Consider the following 16,164-nt stretch of genomic DNA (forward strand, 5'->3'; position numbering starts at 1 on the left):
GTGCATTTGTGGCCGAAAATGCAGTGACTCCAGGTTCCCGTTCGGGTGCGGCTCCCGCGCATGCGCGTGGTCCCTTCGTACTCGACATCCGTTCGCTCGGCCGCCGTCCGGGCACGATGACCGAGGTGCACCAGACCGTTCGCACACCGGAGCGGCTGGGCGTGGAGATGATCGGCATCCCCGCTGATTCCGAGGTCGATCTCGATCTCCGACTCGAGTCGGTCAGTGAGGGCGTCCTGATCGCCGGAACGGTCTGTGGGGAGACGCAGGGTCAGTGTGCGCGCTGCCTCGAACCCGTCGACGGCACCGTCACGGTCTTTTTGACCGAGCTCTACGCGTACCCGAACAGCGAGACCGAACAGACGTCCGATGACGACGAGGTACATCGCATAGTCGACGACCGGGTCGACCTGGAACAGGCCATCATCGACGCGGTCGCCCTCGAACTGCCGATGTCGCCGTTGTGTCGCGAGGATTGTCCCGGGTTGTGCAGTGTCTGCGGGGTGCCGCTGGATGGCGCCGAATCGGGTCACGGACACGAGCTCATCGATCCGCGGTGGGCCGGGCTCGTCGACAAGTTCGGTGATCTCGGCGACGGCACGACCACGACATCGAGCGATCAGGGAGGTTCCGACGATCGTGGCCGGACACGAGGCGTGCAGTGAGTGATGGCAAGCGCCGGGGCAAGCGGCCCCCGTCGTGCGGTCCGCTGTTGGCGGCGCTCGGTACCGAGATCTCCGACGAATTGTTGACCCTGGCGCTGACGCATCGTTCCTACGCTTACGAACATGGCGGATTACCCACCAACGAACGCTTGGAGTTCCTGGGGGATTCGGTACTCGGTGTCGTCATCACCGAGCGGCTCTATCTGCGATTTCCCGAGCGGCCCGAGGGTGAACTGGCCAAGATCCGGGCCAGTGTGGTGAACATGCATGCCCTCGCCGAGGTGGCGCGCGGCCTGGGAGAGGACGGGCTGGGAGCTTACCTGTATCTCGGTCGGGGAGAAGAGCTCACCGGCGGCCGCGACAAGGATTCGATCCTTGCTGATGGCCTCGAATCACTATTGGGCGCAGTCTATCTCGATCATGGGCTCGCCACCTCGCAGCAGGTCGTCTTGGGTTTGTTCGATGAGATGATCGAGCGCGCAGGCGATCTCGGCGCCGGACTCGACTGGAAGACGTCCCTGCAGGAACTTGCTGCCGAGCGCGGGTTCGGCCCGCCGCAGTACCAGGTCTCCTCGACGGGGCCCGACCACAGCAAAGAGTTCACCGCGATGGCGGTGATCGCCGGCGAGCACGTCGGTCAGGGTATCGGCCGGACCAAGAAGGAGGCCGAGCAGAAGGCGGCGGCCCTGGCCTGGCAGACGCTGACCGATCGCGCCGGCGCCTCGTGACCGTGCCCGATCGACACACATGAACCGCGCGGCGAAGCACTATGTGCCGGACATGGGTACCGACAGGGGTGGAGCAAAGATCCTATGGCACAGCGTGTCCGGATGAGTGACCGACCGACGAGGCCGGTACCGTCGATCAAATACTTCGCGACGAGCTGGTACGACCGTGGATTCGCGTACTGGCGTCGGCGCTGCTGGTTGACAGCTTTTGCGCTCTTGCTTGCCCTTGCCGTCTCGGTAGGAATCTCGGCGTTGATCGTTGCGCTCGTTGACCTCATCGCATCGCCCGTCGGTCGCGTCGGCGCTATTGCTGTTGCTGCCATTCCGGTGGTGTGGAGTTGCTATAGCGCATACCTCACGCCTCGGCGCCCGCCAGAAGATCGTGCCGCGCACCACCCGATGAGCTTTGCCCCCCAGAACCCGGCCCATGTCCGGGTGGGCGGAGCGGCAGGAGTGACCACCGGACTCACGGCCACTGCGGGTTCATCGCTGGCGGGCGGACTGCTCGCGGTCGGTAGCCTCTTCCTGGTCGGCCAGGCGCTCGGTCTCCTGGCTATCACTCTCGGAAAGTACGTCAGCGAGGACGAATGGCGGCTCGCGCGACAATACGGCTCGGAAGAACTCGGACATCTGAGCCGCGGCGATGCCTGAACTTCCCGAGGTGGAGACCGTTCGCTCCGGTCTCGCCGAGCATGTCGTCGGGCGACGCATCACCGGCGTGGACGTCTTGCATCCCCGGGCCACGCGCCGTCACGTGGGGGGCGGCGCCGACCTCGAAACCCGTTTGCGCGGAAAGGCTCTCACCGCGGTCCGGCGCCGCGGAAAGTACCTGTGGCTCGACGTCGCCGACGACGACGATGACGCCGCGCTGGTCGTCCACCTCGGGATGAGTGGGCAGATGCTGATCGCGCGGGCCGGCGCTCCCGACCACACCCATCTGCGCGTGCGGGCCCACCTCGACGGCGGCGACGAACTGCGTTTCGTCGACCAGCGCACTTTCGGCGGCTGGCACCTCGACGAGCATGTGCCCGACCCGTATTCCAGCGCTTCTGGGGTGGCCGATCCGGAACCGACGCCGCTCGTGCCCGCGTCGATCGCCCACATCGCGCCGGATCCGTTCGACCCGGTCTTCGACCGCGCGGCCGTCGTCGCGAAATTGCGTGCGCGCCACACCGAGATCAAACGTGCACTGCTCGACCAGACCATCATCTCCGGGATCGGCAACATCTACGCCGACGAAGCGCTGTGGCAAGCGCGGCTGCATGGCACCCGAATGACCGATACTTTGGCGCCCAAGCGATTACGTGAGCTCGTCGACGCCGCTGGGGACGTGATGGCGCAGGCATTGAAGGTTGGCGGTACGTCCTTCGATGCGCTCTATGTCAACGTCAACGGTGAGTCGGGATACTTCGAGCGTTCGCTCAACGCCTATGGACGCGAGGGGCAGCCGTGCCGGCGCTGCGGCGCCATGATGCGTCGCGAGCAGTTCATGAATCGCTCGAGCTATTCTTGTCCGTCCTGCCAGCGGAAACGCTAACTGCCCCTTGAGTGATGCCGGGCTGTAGCGACGCGCCGAGCTTCTGCTGGACAGGTCTCGATTCGACGCCCTGCACGTGCAATGACGAAGATCTGGTGTCTTCCAGAGCGGCTCGTGCCGTGCAGGCCTGCGTTGCGTTGAACGAGGCAGACGGACAGTGGAGTACCAATTTTTGGTATGGTCTCGATGTGGCTCAGAATACTTCGATCAGCCTTGACGCCCACTTCTCGGACTTCCTTTCGCGAGAGGTCGCGTCGGGCCGCTACCGGTCCGCAAGCGAGGTCGTCCGCGCTGGTCTGCGGCTTCTGGAGGATCGGGAGACGCAGCTGGCAGCGCTCCACTCCGCCCTCGTCGCAGGCGAGGAGAGCGGCGCGCCGGAGGACTTCGACTTCGATGCCTTCATCGCAGCCAAGAAGTCGTGACGGGATACCGCCTCACCCCGGCGGCGCAGCGTGATCTCTCGGCGATCTGGGACTTCACCGAGGAGCGCTGGGACGTCGGCCAGGCCGAGACGTACGTGACGGAGATCGGGGCGGCGATCGAGCGCATCGCAGCCGACCCCCGTCGCGGTCTTGCGTGCGATGAGATCCGCCATGGGTACCGTCGGTACGGCATCGGCAGCCACCTGCTCTTCTACGTGGAGCGTTCCGACGGCGTGGACGTGATCCGGATCCTGCACCAGCACACGGACCCGGGCCGTCACCTTTGATGCGGACGTAGGATCCCCCGTGGGTGTGTGGCGCCTCTCGCGCTGATGTCTCGCGGCTCGAAAGCGCTCGGCGAACAGGGAAGGCGAGCGACACCGTCGGCGTTGTCGACACCGAAGCCACCGTCGGCGTTGTCGACACCGAAGCCACCGTCGGCGTTGCCGACACCGAAGCCACCGACCCGGTCCGGCCAGTACCCGAAGGAGCCCCGTCACGATGACCGTCGAGCAACACGCCGAGAGTTCGCAGCCCGGAGGTCATTCCGGGAAGCCGCACACCGAGCTGTGGGTGCAGCGCAGCGGAACCCGGCGCTACACCGGTCACAGTTCGCGGGGCGCCGAGGTTCTCATCGGCTCCGAGGACGTCGAGGGTGTCTTCACGCCGGGTGAGCTGCTGAAGATCGCGCTGGCCGCGTGCACCGGGATGTCGTCGGACCGGCCGCTGTCGCGGCGCCTGGGTGACGACTACGACGCGACCATCCGTGTCGATGGGGCCGCCGACCGCGAGAACGAGGTGTATCCGCGGCTCGAGGAAGTGCTGGAGGTGGATCTCTCCGAACTCGATCCGGAGGCGGCGCAGCGGCTCCTGGTGGTCGTCGAGCGTGCGATCGGTGCGGTCTGCACGGTGGGCCGCACCATCAAGGCGGGCGCCGAGGTCGATCTGCGTATCGACACCGAGTGACGGCAGGGGAGCAGGCTGCATGAGCGACGACGACGCCGGTGACGTGCGGCTCACCGCCTACGTACACGGACATGTCCAGGGGGTGGGGTTCCGCTGGTGGACACGCTCGCGGGCATTGGAACTCGGGCTCGTCGGCTATGCCGCGAACCAGCCGGACGGCCGGGTGCTCGTGGTCGCGCAGGGGCCGCAGGCGGCGGTGGACGTCCTCGTCGACGCGTTGCGGTCGGATGCGACGCCGGGGCGCGTCGACCTGGTCGTCGACAGCTACGACGCGCCGTGTGGGGATCTGACCGGGTTCGTGGAGAAGTAGGAGTCGACCGGCGCCGGCCCGTCTCGAGGTCCGTCGGAGGTGGGTAGGCTGTACGGTCGTGCACCTCAAGTCGCTTACTCTCAAGGGCTTCAAGTCCTTCGCGTCGGCGACCACCTTGCGGTTCGAGCCCGGGATCACGTGTGTCGTCGGGCCCAACGGGTCCGGCAAGTCGAATGTCGTCGACGCTCTGACCTGGGTGATGGGGGAGCAGGGCGCCAAGGCATTACGCGGCGGGAAGATGGAGGACGTCATCTTTGCGGGCACCTCGGGTCGCCCGCCCCTGGGCCGCGCCGAGGTCACGCTCACCATCGACAACTCCGACGGCGCGTTGCCCATCGAGTACTCGGAGGTGTCGGTCACCCGCCGCATGTTTCGTGACGGCGCCGGCGAATACGAGATCAACGGCAACTCGTGCCGGCTGATGGATGTGCAGGAGTTGCTGTCGGACTCGGGCATCGGGCGCGAGATGCATGTCATCGTCGGTCAGGGTCGGCTCGCCGCGATCCTGGAGTCCCGGCCGGAGGACCGGCGTGCCTTCATCGAAGAGGCCGCCGGGGTTCTCAAACATCGCAAGCGCAAAGAAAAGGCCGTCCGCAAACTCCAGTCGATGCAGGCGAATCTGGATCGACTGGGCGATCTGACCGCCGAATTGCGCCGCCAGCTCAAACCGTTGGGCCGACAAGCCGAGGTCGCCCGGCGCGCGCAGACGATCCAGGCCGATCTGCGCGACGCCCGGCTGCGCCTCGCCGCCGACGACCTGGTGACCCGGCGCGGTGAGATGGCCCAGCACACCCAGGTCGAGGACGGTATCCGCCGCGAGCAGGACGAGGTGTCGGCCGAACTCGACGCCGTGACCGGTGAACTCGCCGATCACGAGGAGCATCTCGCGCAGATCGTGCCCGCCGCCGAGGCGGCCGGACAGGCCTGGTTCACCCTGTCGGCGTTGGCCGAACGAGTCGACGCCACCGCGCGCGTCGCGGCCGAACGCACCCGCTATCTCGACGAACCGGTGTCCGGTACGACCGGCCCCGACCCTGAGGAACTGGACCGACAGGCCGACGACGCCGCCGAGAACGAGGCGCAGATGCAGGCGGCTCTCGAGAGCTCAGCAGAGTTCCTGGAAGGAACCCAGGACGAGCTCGCCGAGCGAGAACGTGCCGGCGCGGCCGCCGAGCAGGCCCATATGGCCGCGGTCCGCGCGATCGCCGACCGCCGCGAAGGTCTGGCCCGCCTCGAGGGGCAGGTCGACAGTCTGCGGACCAAGGCGGATTCCATCGACGCCGAGACCGCACGACTGACCGCAGCAATCGCCGCTGCGGCGCAGCGGGCGCAGGCCGCGCAGACGCAGCAAGATGTGGTGGCACAATCGCTCGGCGAACTCGAGGCCTCGGAGAAGAGCCTTGACGACCATCACGAACGGTGCGTCACCGCCCTCAACCTGTCCAACGAGCGGGCCGCGACCTTGCAGGCGGAGGATCGCGAGACCGAACAGCGGATCGCGTCACTGACAGCCCGCATCGAGGCGTTGTCGGTGGGTCTGGAGCGCGGTGACGGTGGTGCCTGGCTGCTGGAGAACTCCGCGGACGGTCTGCTCGGGCCGATATCGGAACTGATCACCGTCGAACCCGGCTACGAGGCCGCCATTGCCGCCGCCCTCGGCGGTGCGGTCGACGCGATCGCTGCGGCCGACCCGGCATCGGCATTGCGGGCGCTCGAGGCCTTGAAGGCCGGGGACGGCGGCCGGGCATCGATGATCCTCGGCGGGCTCGCCGAGGACGCGTCCGCGCCGGCAGGCCGTCTGCCCGAAGGTGTGGCATGGGCATCGTCGGTGGTGAGCTGCGCGCCGTCGATCCGCGGTGCGGTGGAAGCGATCCTGGCCGACACCGTCGTGGTGGACACCGCGGCGTCGGCGGTCGGCGTGACCGTCGAACTCGGTGTGCGTGCGGTGACACGCGATGGCGACCGGGTGTCGCGTGCGACGGTCGAGGGTGGTTCGGCGCATCGGCCGTCAACGCTCGAGGTGCAGTCGGCGATCGATACGGCCACCGGCGATCTTGCTGCCACCCGGCGTCGCCTCGAAGAACTCGGCGCCGCGTTGCAGGGTGCGCTGGCCGAACAGCAGGAGCGCCGGGAGGCCGCCGAGGAGGCACTGGCGGGCCTACACGAATCCGACAGCGCGGTCGGCGGCGCCTACGAACAGCTCGCCCGGTTGGGCCAGGAGATCCGGGCGGCGCAGGACGAAGGCGACCGGCTGACCCGGCAACGCACCTTCGTCGAGACCGGTCGTGCCGAGACGACCGCGAAGCTCGACGAGCTCGAACAACGTCTGGCGCTCGCGCGGGATGAGGGGGCCGAGCAACCCACAGACGACGCCGACTCCGGCGACCGGACGATGGCCGCAGAGGCGGTGGCTGCCGCACGGGCCGCCGAAATGGAGGCGCGTCTGGCGATGCGCACCGCCGAGGAACGGCTTGCGTCGGTCCGCGGGCGCGCCGACTCGCTGCGCCGGGCAGCGCAGCGCGAGCGCGATGCGCGTGAGAGTGCGCGTCGCCAACAGGAAGCGCGCAGACAGGCGGCGACAGTCGCCGCGGCGGTTGCCGTATCGGCGGCCGAGGTGACCGAACGGGTGGCGGCTGCGGTCGCGACGGCGCAGGCCGGACGTGACGAGCTCGAACGGGTCCGGGCCCACCGCACGGCGGCCGTCGACGAACTCAAGAGTCGTGTCAATGTGCTGTCGCAGCGCCTGAGTACACTCAAAGACGCCGTGCACCGCGATGAGGTCGCGCGCGCGCAGGCCAGTTTGCGGATCGAACAGCTCGAGGAGCACGTCCTCGAGCAGTTCGCGATGGCCCCCGACGACCTCATCGCCGAGTACGGGCCGGATGTCCCGATGCCGCCGTCCGCGTTGGAGGTGGCAGAGTACGAGGCCGCCAAGGCCAGGGGTGATCAGGTGGTCGCGCCGGCCCCGATGCCCTACGAGCGGGCCGCCCAGGAGGCACGTGCCAAGAAGTCGCAGAAGGACCTCAACACACTGGGCAAGGTGAATCCGCTCGCACTGGAGGAGTTCGCCGCGCTCGAGGAGCGGTATACCTTTCTCTCGGCACAGCTCGAGGATGTCAAGGCCGCGCGCAAGGACCTGATGTCGGTGATCGAGGACGTCGACGGGCGCATCCTCCAGGTGTTCACCGAGGCCTACGCCGATGTCGAGCGCGAATTCGCCCAGGTGTTCTCCACGCTGTTCCCCGGTGGTGAAGGACGTCTGGTGCTGACCGAACCAGACAACATGCTGACCACCGGTGTGGAGGTCGAGGCCCGGCCGCCGGGTAAAAAGGTCAAACGTCTGTCGCTGCTGTCCGGCGGTGAGAAGTCGCTGACCGCGGTGGCGATGCTGGTGGCCATCTTCCGGGCGCGGCCCTCGCCGTTCTATGTCATGGACGAGGTCGAGGCGGCTCTCGACGACACCAACCTGCGGCGCCTGATCAGCTTGTTCGAGCAACTGCGCGAACGATCACAGCTGATCGTCATCACCCACCAGAAGCCGACGATGCAGGTCGCCGACGCGCTCTACGGCGTGAGCATGCGCGGCGACGGGATCACCACGGTGATCTCGCAGCGGCTGCGCGGGATGGACATCCCGGTCACCGCGACCGCCCCCGCCGAACCCGGCTCCGATTGAGAACAGGACCAATGCAGCAGTGAACACCGAAATCATCATCGGCATCGTCGTAGCGGTGGTCGTGATCCTCGCGATCATCGTGGCGGGCATCGTGCTCGCGCGGCGCCGCCGGGTCTCGCTGACCGACCAGTCCGACACCCAGGTGATCGACGGGAGCAAGCCGCAGGTCGACAGATCCGGCGGCTACCAGGCCGGATCGGGGTTCACGTTCACTCAGGGCGGTGCCGGGACGACGGCGGTCCCACCGGCCGAGCCGGTCACGCCTTCGGTAGAGCGCACGGATGCCGAACGTACCGAGGCCGAACGTACCGAGGCCGAACGTACCGAGACCGACGGTCAGCCGGGCGTCGGTGACGACGCGTCGATCCCGCGCGACTCCACGCAGCGTGGCATGACCGACGTCACCCTTCCGGATGTCGTCGACGGCGCCCCCGACGTCGTCGCTACCGCTCCGGATGCCGTCGACAGTGCTCCGGCCACCGCCGATAGTGCTCCGGCTACCGCCGACAGTGCTCCGGCTACCGCCGACAGTGCTCCGGCCACCGCCGACAGTGCTCCGGCCACCGCCGACAGTGCTCCGGCCACCGCCGACAGTGCTCCGGCTACCGCCCCGACCGACGCGGCGGATGCGACGGTGGTCCCGCCGCGCGAGGAGATCGAACCCACCGCCGGACGTCTCGGACGTCTGCGGGGCCGGCTGTCCCGCTCGCAGGGCGCCATCGGCAAGAGCATGCTCGGGCTGCTCGGGGCCGGCGACCTCGACGAGGACAGCTGGGAGGAGATCGAGGACACCCTGGTGATGGCCGACCTCGGAGCCGCGTCGACGAGCGCGGTCGTAGAACGATTGCGCACCGAGCTCGCCACCCATCCGGTCCGCACCGCCGAGGAGGCCCGGGCGCTGCTGCGGCGAGTGCTCGTCGCCCAGTTGCATCCGGAGATGGACCGCTCGGTGCGGGCGCTTCCGCACGCCGGGACGCCGGCCGTTGTCCTGGTCGTCGGTGTCAACGGCACCGGGAAGACCACCACCACCGGCAAACTCGCTCGCGTGCTCGTCGCCGACGGCCGACGCGTCCTGCTCGGCGCTGCCGACACCTTCCGGGCGGCGGCGGCAGATCAGTTACAGACCTGGGGCGAGCGTGTCGGTGCCGAGATCGTGCGTGGGCGCGAACAGGCCGATCCGGCATCGGTCGCCTTCGACGCGGTCGCCAAAGGTATCGAGTCGGGCGTCGACGTCGTCATGATCGACACCGCCGGACGGTTGCACACCAAGACCGGCCTGATGGACGAGCTCGGCAAGGTCAAGCGCGTCGTGGAGAAGAAGGCGCCGGTCGACGAGGTCCTGCTCGTCCTCGATGCCACCGTCGGCCAGAACGGCCTGACCCAGGCCCGGGTCTTCGCCGACGTCGTCGACATCACCGGTGTGGTCCTGACCAAGCTCGACGGTACGGCCAAGGGCGGCATCGTTTTCCACGTGCAGGAAGAGCTCGGTGTCCCGGTCAAGTTGGTCGGGCTGGGGGAGGGCGCCGACGATCTGGCGCCCTTCGAGCCGGGCGCGTTCGTCGACGCGCTTCTCTGAACCACGCACGCCGCTGACGTCACCCACCTCTTGTCCTCCGACTCCCGGGTGCCGGCGTTGACGGCTTCATCGATGCGTGAACGTGTGATTGTCTGCTGCACAATCATGCGCACCGCTGCATACCGACCAGGGAGTTAACATCTACGAAATATAAACTGCCCGCTGGTTCACACATCGGAAACGACGAATAGCTCTCGCCGAAACAAACACCAAGCAATCTTCTCTCCAGGTCAAAACCGCGGCCTGTGAGCGGTGGGATGAGGAGGAGACTAGTGGCTTTCCCCACTATGGGTGTGCCGGATTCGGGCGACACAGCCTGGATGTTGGCCAGTTCGGCGCTCGTCTTATGTATGACGTTGCCCGGTCTGGCGTTCTTCTACGGCGGCATGGTCCGCGCGAAGAACGTCCTGAACATCATGATGATGAGTGCGTTGTCGGCGGGAATCGTCACCGTGCTCTGGACGATATACGGGTTCTCGATGGCGTTCGGCAACGACATCCTGGGAACGAATAACGGCGGACTGCTCGGCGATCCGGGTGAATACTTCGGGCTGAAGAACCTGCTCGCGGGCGTCAACGGTACCGCAGCGGTGGCCGCCGATCCCGCAACGCAGACCGCGGCGTCGCCGGCGGTCGAAATTCCGATCTTCGGCACGATTCCGGCGATGGTCTTCGTGGCGTTCCAGTTGATGTTCGCCATCATCACGGTCGCCCTGGTCTCCGGTGCGGTGGCCGACCGGATGAAGTTCGGTGCATGGACAGCATTCACCGTCCTCTGGTCGACCATCGTCTACTTCCCGGTGGCCCACTGGGTCTTCGCCTTCAACGGCATCACCGCAGAGAAGGGTGGCTGGATCGCCAACAACCTCAAGGCGATCGACTTCGCCGGTGGTACGGCCGTCCACATCAACGCCGGCGTCGCCGGTCTGGTTCTGGTGCTGTTCCTCGGAAAGCGCAAGGGCTGGCCGAAGACCCCGATGCGGCCGCACAACCTGCCCTTCACCATGCTCGGTGCCGGATTGCTGTGGTTCGGCTGGTACGGCTTCAACGCCGGCTCGGCGACCTCGGCCAACGGCGTCGCCGGCTCGACCTTCATCACCACGACGGTCGCGACCGCGGCAGCGATGCTCGGCTGGCTGATCACCGAGCGCATCCGTGACGGCCATGCGACCAGCCTGGGTGCCGCGTCGGGCATCGTCGCGGGACTCGTGGCCATCACGCCGTCATGTTCTTCGGTGGACATCTGGGGTGCACTGATCATCGGCGTGCTCGCCGGCATCATCTGCGCACTGGCCGTGGGTCTGAAGTACAAACTCGGATATGACGACTCGCTCGATGTCGTCGGTGTTCACATGGTCGGCGGTATCCTCGGTACCGTGCTGATCGGCTTCCTGGCCACCAAGAAGGCCCCGGCCGCCGTTGACGGTCTCTTCTACGGTGGTGGTTGGGATCAGCTGTGGCGTCAGGTGCTCGGCGCAGGTGCCGTATTGGCCTATTCGGCCATCGCCACTGCAATAATCGCAGCCGTGATCAAGTTCACCATCGGTCTCCGTACGGACGACGCCGATGAGGCTCAGGGTCTCGACGAATCGCAGCACGCAGAATCCGCATATGACTTCGCGCCGATCAGCGGGGGCTCGCCCTTCGCTCAGGCAGGCGTCATTGGTGCCGGCAAGGAGGCATGATCCACAGTGAAGCTGATCACCGCAATCGTGAAGCCGTTCACGCTCGAAGATGTCAAGGCAGGGCTCGAGCAGGCCGGAATCCTGGGCATGACCGTCAGTGAGGTCCAGGGTTACGGCCGTCAGAAGGGCCACACCGAGGTCTATCGTGGCGCCGAATACTCGGTGGACTTCGTCCCGAAGGTTCGGGTGGAGGTCGTCGTCGATGATGCTGCCGTGGACAAAGTCGTCGACGTGATCGTCGAGGCCGCCCGCACCGGCAAGATCGGCGATGGGAAGGTCTGGGTATCGCCGGTGGAGTCGGTCGTTCGCGTCCGCACCGGCGAACGCGGCGCCGACGCACTGTAGCGCAGGGTCGATGCCCTTCGTGAACACCGGTCACGGCCCCGCGCCCGACGATGAATCGGGCGCGGGGCCGCGTCCTTCCCAGACACCGGTTGCGGCAACCGATCTCGCCGCCACCCGACGCCAGCTGACCGCGGCGTCGGGACCCAATCGACTTGATGCCGCAGGACTGCGGCAGGTGCTGGTCGACCTGCACGAATTCTGGCTCACCAGCAAGGGTGCCGAACTCGGGATCAAACCCGGCAGCGGACTGGCCATCGTGGCCGTCGGTGGACTCGGCCGTGGCGAGTTGCTCCCGTACTCCGACCTCGACCTGATCCTGCTGTACGAGGACCAGTCGCCCGAACGGGTGTCGGAGGTCGCCGACGGACTCTGGTATCCGTTGTGGGACGCCAACATTGCGCTCGATCACAGTGTGCGGACGGTGCCGCAGGCGCTGCAGGTCGCCTCCGACGACATCACAGCGGCGCTCGGGCTGCTCGAGGCCCGCCACATCGCGGGCGACGAGGATCTGTCCGCGTTGCTCATCGGTGGGGTCCGGCAGCAGTGGCGCTCGGAGATCCGCACCAGGTTCCCGGCGGTCGTCGAACATGCGCGGGAGCGGTGGCGGCGCAGTGGCGACATCGCCCACCGCGCCGAGCCGGATCTCAAGAACGGCCGCGGAGGTCTGCGCGACGTGCAGCTACTCGGCGCCTTGTCGATCGCCCAACTGACCGATGGGATGGCGAGCTTGCGCCCGGACTCGCCCGGGGCGGGACCGCAGTTGGCTTATCACCGGCTCCTCGACATCCGTACCGAGCTGCATCGGATTGCCGGGCGCGCCCGCGAGCAGGTCCGCGCACAGGACGCCGACGAGATCGGTGCCGCATTGCGCATCGGGGATCGGTTCGAGCTTGCGAGGCTCATCAGTGACGCGGCGCGCACCATCGGATACTCCACCGACGTCGGGTTGCGCACGGCAGGCAACGCATTGCCCCGACGTGGGCTCGCCAAGCTCCGCCGCTCGCCGATCCGGCGACCCCTCGACGAGGGGGTCGTTGAACACAATGGCGAGATCGTGTTGGCGCGCAATGCGATTCCGAGTAAGGACCCGGGGCTGATCCTGCGTGTCGCGGCGTCGTCGGCACGGACGGGTCTACCGATCAGCGCGTCCACGCTGGCCAGGCTGGCCGACTATGCACCGGAGTTGCGTGAGCCATGGCCCAGCGACGCGCTCGGCGATCTGCTCTTGTTGCTCGGTGCGGGGTCGCACATGGTCGCGCCGATCGAGGCGCTCGATCGCACCGGGCTGTGGGGACGGTTGTTGCCGGAGTGGGGTGCGGTCCGGGATCTGCCGCCGCGCGACGCCATCCACACGTGGACGGTTGATCGCCACCTCGTCGAGACCGCGGTCCATGCCAGTGCGATGACCACCCGCGTCACCCGGCCGGATCTGCTGCTACTCGGATCACTGATCCATGATCTCGGAAAGGGCCGTGGCGCAGACCATTCGGTCGTCGGCGCGGAACTCGCCATCCAGGTCGGCAGTCGGATCGGGCTCTGGCCGCAGGATGTGATGCTGCTGTCGCAGATGGTTCGCCACCATCTGCTCCTGCCGACCGTCGCGACCCGACGGGACCTCGACGATCCGGCGACGGCCGAAGAGGTCGTCGAGAAGCTCGGGCACAACCGGATGCTGCTGGAGCTGCTCGCAGCGCTGGCCGAGGCGGATTCGCTCGCGACCGGCCCGGGCGTGTGGGGTGACTGGAAAGCCTCGCTGATCAACGAATTGGTGCGTCGGGCAACGCGTCTGCTCGATGGCGGTGAACTACCCGTGCCCGAACCGTTGACCGACGAGATGGTCGCGCTGGCGCAGAGCGGCGAGTTCGCCGTCAGACTCGTCCCCTCCGACGGTCTGCACACGTACTCGGTACTGATGGTCGCACCGGACCGGCCGGGCACGTTGTCGAAGATGGCCGGGGTACTGGCGCTGAACGGACTGCGGTCGTTGTCGGCGGCGGTGCAGAGTCATCAGGGCCGGGCCGTCAACAGCTTTCAGGTGGTTCCGGTGTTCGGTACGCCGCCCGAGGCGGGGCTGCTGCGACAACAGTTGATGGCGACCGTCGAGGGCAAGTTCAGTGTGCTCGAGCGCCTCGACAAGCGCGAACTCGAGTCGCCGACACCGACTATCGGCACGGTCGCCGCATCTCCGGGATCGGTGGCCGGCACGGGCCACGCGTCCGACGACCCGGCCACGGTGGCCACCAATGCGGTGCCCGCACTGTTCGCGATGGCGCCGTCGCGGGTGTTGTGGGCGGAGTCGACGGTCGACGGCGGGGTACTGATGGAATTGCGCACCGACGACCGTCTCGGATTGCTGAGCCGGGTGAGCGACGTCATCGAACATGCCGGAGTGAGTGTGCGGTGGGCCAAGGTCGCCACTCTGGGCAACACCGTCGTCGACACGTTCTGCCTGGTGTTGGGGCGCGACACCCCGCAGCGGCGGTCCGAGCTCGCCGACGCGGTGCTGGCCGTGTGCCCGCCACCGCGGCCGCGGACCGAATCCGACGACGGGGGTCCGGACAGCTACGGCGGCACAGGTAGATCCGGCGTGCCCATCAGCTGAGCGCACTTCGGCCCGCCGGGCGTCGCATATCCGCACCCGCATCGGGCATGCGGTGCGGCGGTCATGGAAAGATGGTGGAATGTTCGACTCCCTCTCCGATCGGTTGACCGGTGCGTTACAGGACCTGCGCGGCAAGGGCCGGCTCTCCGACGCCGACATCGACCGCACCTGCCGCGAGATCCGGCTCGCACTGCTCGAGGCCGACGTCTCGTTGCCGGTCGTCCGTGCCTTCATCGCACGCATCAAGGAACGCGCCAAGGGTGCCGAGGTCGCGGCGGCGCTGAATCCCGCGCAGCAGGTCGTCAAGATCGTCAACGAGGAACTCGTCGGCATCCTCGGCGGCGAGACGCGGCGCGTACGGTTCGCCAAGACCCCGCCCACTGTCATCATGCTGGCCGGTCTGCAGGGCGCCGGTAAGACGACGCTCGCCGGGAAGCTGGGCGCCTGGCTCAAGAAGCAGGGACATACCCCGCTGCTCGTGGCCTGTGACCTGCAGCGTCCCGGTGCGGTATCGCAGCTGCAGATCGTCGGTGAGCGCGCCGGGGTGCCGGTGTTCGCGCCGCATCCGGGCACGAGCATCGCCGGCGAGACCGCACCCGCCGACGGGAACTCGCTTGGGGTCACCGCCGGCGACCCGGTAGCGGTCGCGCGGGGTGGTGTCGCCGAGGCGCGGACCAGACACCACGACGTCGTCATCGTCGACACCGCCGGCCGCCTGGGCATCGACGCCGATCTGATGAAGCAGGCCTCCGACATCCGGGACGCCACCGCGCCAGACGAGGTGCTGTTCGTCGTCGACGCGATGATCGGTCAGGACGCGGTCACCACGGCCGAGGCCTTTGCCGAAGGGGTCGGGATCACCGGTGTCGTGCTGACCAAGCTCGACGGTGACGCCCGCGGCGGTGCGGCGCTGTCGGTACGAGAGGTCACCGGCCGCCCGATCATGTTCGCCTCCTCCGGCGAGAAGCTCGAGGACTTCGATGTCTTCCATCCCGACCGGATGGCGAGCCGCATCCTCGGCATGGGCGATGTGCTCTCGCTCATCGAGCAGGCCGAAGAACACTGGGACGCGCAGCAGGCCGAGGAGGCCGCCGCCAAGATCAGCCAGGGCGAGCTGACCCTCGAGGACTTCCTCGAACAGATGCAGATGATTCGCCGGATGGGCCCGATCGGCAACATTCTCGGACTGCTGCCCGGCGCGGGGCAGATGAAAGAGGCGCTGTCTCAGGTCGACGACAAGCAGCTCGATCGGGTGCAGGCGATCATCCGGGGCATGACGCCCGCCGAGCGCGACAACCCGAAGATGATCAACGCCTCGCGGCGCCTGCGGATCGCCAACGGTTCGGGTGTGACGGTCACCGAGGTCAATCAGCTGGTCGATCGATTCTTCGAGGCACGCAAGATGATGGCGCAGATGTCGGGCCGGATGATGGGTCCGGGCCGCAAGACGAACCGGAAGAAGGGCAAGGGAAAGAAGGGCAAGGGCAAGGGCCGCGGACCCACCCCACCGAAGGTGCGCGGCGGGTTCCCGGGCATGCCGGGTGGATTCCCGGATCTGTCGAATATGCCCGCCGGTCTGGACCAGATCCCGCCGGGTCTCGAGGGCATCGACGTGTCGCAATTCCAGCAGCCGAAGAAGAAGTAGTTCAGGC

At 67.3% G+C, this 16,164-nt stretch carries 14 protein-coding genes; all 14 read left to right on the forward strand.

The features are described from left to right. Nucleotides 1-8 precede the first annotated feature (8 nt). The 14 genes from ACPXB3_RS00765 (at nucleotide 9) to ffh (ending at nucleotide 16,157) form a co-directional block, all read left to right on the forward strand. Nucleotides 9-665 carry a YceD family protein gene (locus ACPXB3_RS00765; protein ID WP_425725961.1) on the forward strand — a complete coding sequence of 219 codons (657 nt, stop codon included), beginning with the start codon at nucleotides 9-11 and terminating at the stop codon, nucleotides 663-665. Beyond that, nucleotides 662-1,393, forward strand: a complete 732-nt coding sequence (gene rnc, locus ACPXB3_RS00770) for a ribonuclease III (protein WP_425703157.1) — start codon at nucleotides 662-664, stop codon at nucleotides 1,391-1,393. The genes ACPXB3_RS00765 and rnc overlap by 4 nt, the downstream gene beginning before the upstream one ends. A 102-nt stretch (nucleotides 1,394-1,495) precedes the next feature. Next, complete coding sequence (locus ACPXB3_RS00775) at nucleotides 1,496-2,044, forward strand: hypothetical protein (protein ID WP_425703158.1); 549 nt, start codon at nucleotides 1,496-1,498, stop codon at nucleotides 2,042-2,044. Further along, on the forward strand, nucleotides 2,037-2,930 hold the full coding sequence (gene mutM, locus ACPXB3_RS00780) for a bifunctional DNA-formamidopyrimidine glycosylase/DNA-(apurinic or apyrimidinic site) lyase (RefSeq protein ID WP_425703159.1): 894 nt from the start codon (nucleotides 2,037-2,039) through the stop codon (nucleotides 2,928-2,930). The genes ACPXB3_RS00775 and mutM overlap by 8 nt, the downstream gene beginning before the upstream one ends. 188 nt (nucleotides 2,931-3,118) lie before the next feature. Next, entirely contained in the window at nucleotides 3,119-3,352 is a 234-nt protein-coding gene (locus tag ACPXB3_RS00785) for a type II toxin-antitoxin system ParD family antitoxin (protein ID WP_425703161.1), read from the forward strand. Continuing rightward, nucleotides 3,349-3,639, forward strand: coding sequence for a type II toxin-antitoxin system RelE/ParE family toxin (locus tag ACPXB3_RS00790; protein WP_425725963.1), 291 nt, complete (start codon nucleotides 3,349-3,351; stop codon nucleotides 3,637-3,639). Before ACPXB3_RS00785 ends, ACPXB3_RS00790 begins: the two co-directional genes overlap by 4 nt. Before the next feature lie 214 nt (nucleotides 3,640-3,853). Continuing rightward, nucleotides 3,854-4,318: an OsmC family protein gene (locus ACPXB3_RS00795; protein ID WP_425703165.1), complete on the forward strand. Its 465-nt coding sequence runs from the start codon at nucleotides 3,854-3,856 to the stop codon at nucleotides 4,316-4,318. Nucleotides 4,319-4,337: 19 nt separating this feature from the next. Further along, complete coding sequence (locus ACPXB3_RS00800) at nucleotides 4,338-4,628, forward strand: acylphosphatase (RefSeq protein ID WP_425725965.1); 291 nt, start codon at nucleotides 4,338-4,340, stop codon at nucleotides 4,626-4,628. Between the two features lie 58 nt (nucleotides 4,629-4,686). Then, nucleotides 4,687-8,304, forward strand: coding sequence for a chromosome segregation protein SMC (gene smc / locus ACPXB3_RS00805; protein WP_425725967.1), 3,618 nt, complete (start codon nucleotides 4,687-4,689; stop codon nucleotides 8,302-8,304). Nucleotides 8,305-8,323: 19 nt separating this feature from the next. Beyond that, entirely contained in the window at nucleotides 8,324-9,880 is a 1,557-nt protein-coding gene (ftsY, locus tag ACPXB3_RS00810) for a signal recognition particle-docking protein FtsY (protein ID WP_425703169.1), read from the forward strand. A gap of 287 nt (nucleotides 9,881-10,167) precedes the next feature. Then, the gene (locus ACPXB3_RS00815; protein WP_425703526.1) at nucleotides 10,168-11,565 is read left to right on the forward strand and encodes an ammonium transporter; all 1,398 of its coding nucleotides are present in this window, start codon (nucleotides 10,168-10,170) and stop codon (nucleotides 11,563-11,565) included. A gap of 6 nt (nucleotides 11,566-11,571) precedes the next feature. Continuing rightward, nucleotides 11,572-11,910, forward strand: a complete 339-nt coding sequence (locus ACPXB3_RS00820; RefSeq protein WP_005176661.1) for a P-II family nitrogen regulator — start codon at nucleotides 11,572-11,574, stop codon at nucleotides 11,908-11,910. A 10-nt stretch (nucleotides 11,911-11,920) separates the two neighbouring features. Continuing rightward, nucleotides 11,921-14,512 carry a [protein-PII] uridylyltransferase gene (locus tag ACPXB3_RS00825; protein ID WP_425703171.1) on the forward strand — a complete coding sequence of 864 codons (2,592 nt, stop codon included), beginning with the start codon at nucleotides 11,921-11,923 and terminating at the stop codon, nucleotides 14,510-14,512. Between the two features lie 79 nt (nucleotides 14,513-14,591). Next, nucleotides 14,592-16,157: a signal recognition particle protein gene (gene ffh, locus ACPXB3_RS00830; RefSeq protein ID WP_425725969.1), complete on the forward strand. Its 1,566-nt coding sequence runs from the start codon at nucleotides 14,592-14,594 to the stop codon at nucleotides 16,155-16,157. The last annotated feature ends 7 nt before the right edge of the window (nucleotides 16,158-16,164 follow it).

Source organism: Gordonia sp. DT219, from assembly GCF_049847065.1.
GTDB lineage: Bacteria > Actinomycetota > Actinomycetes > Mycobacteriales > Mycobacteriaceae > Gordonia.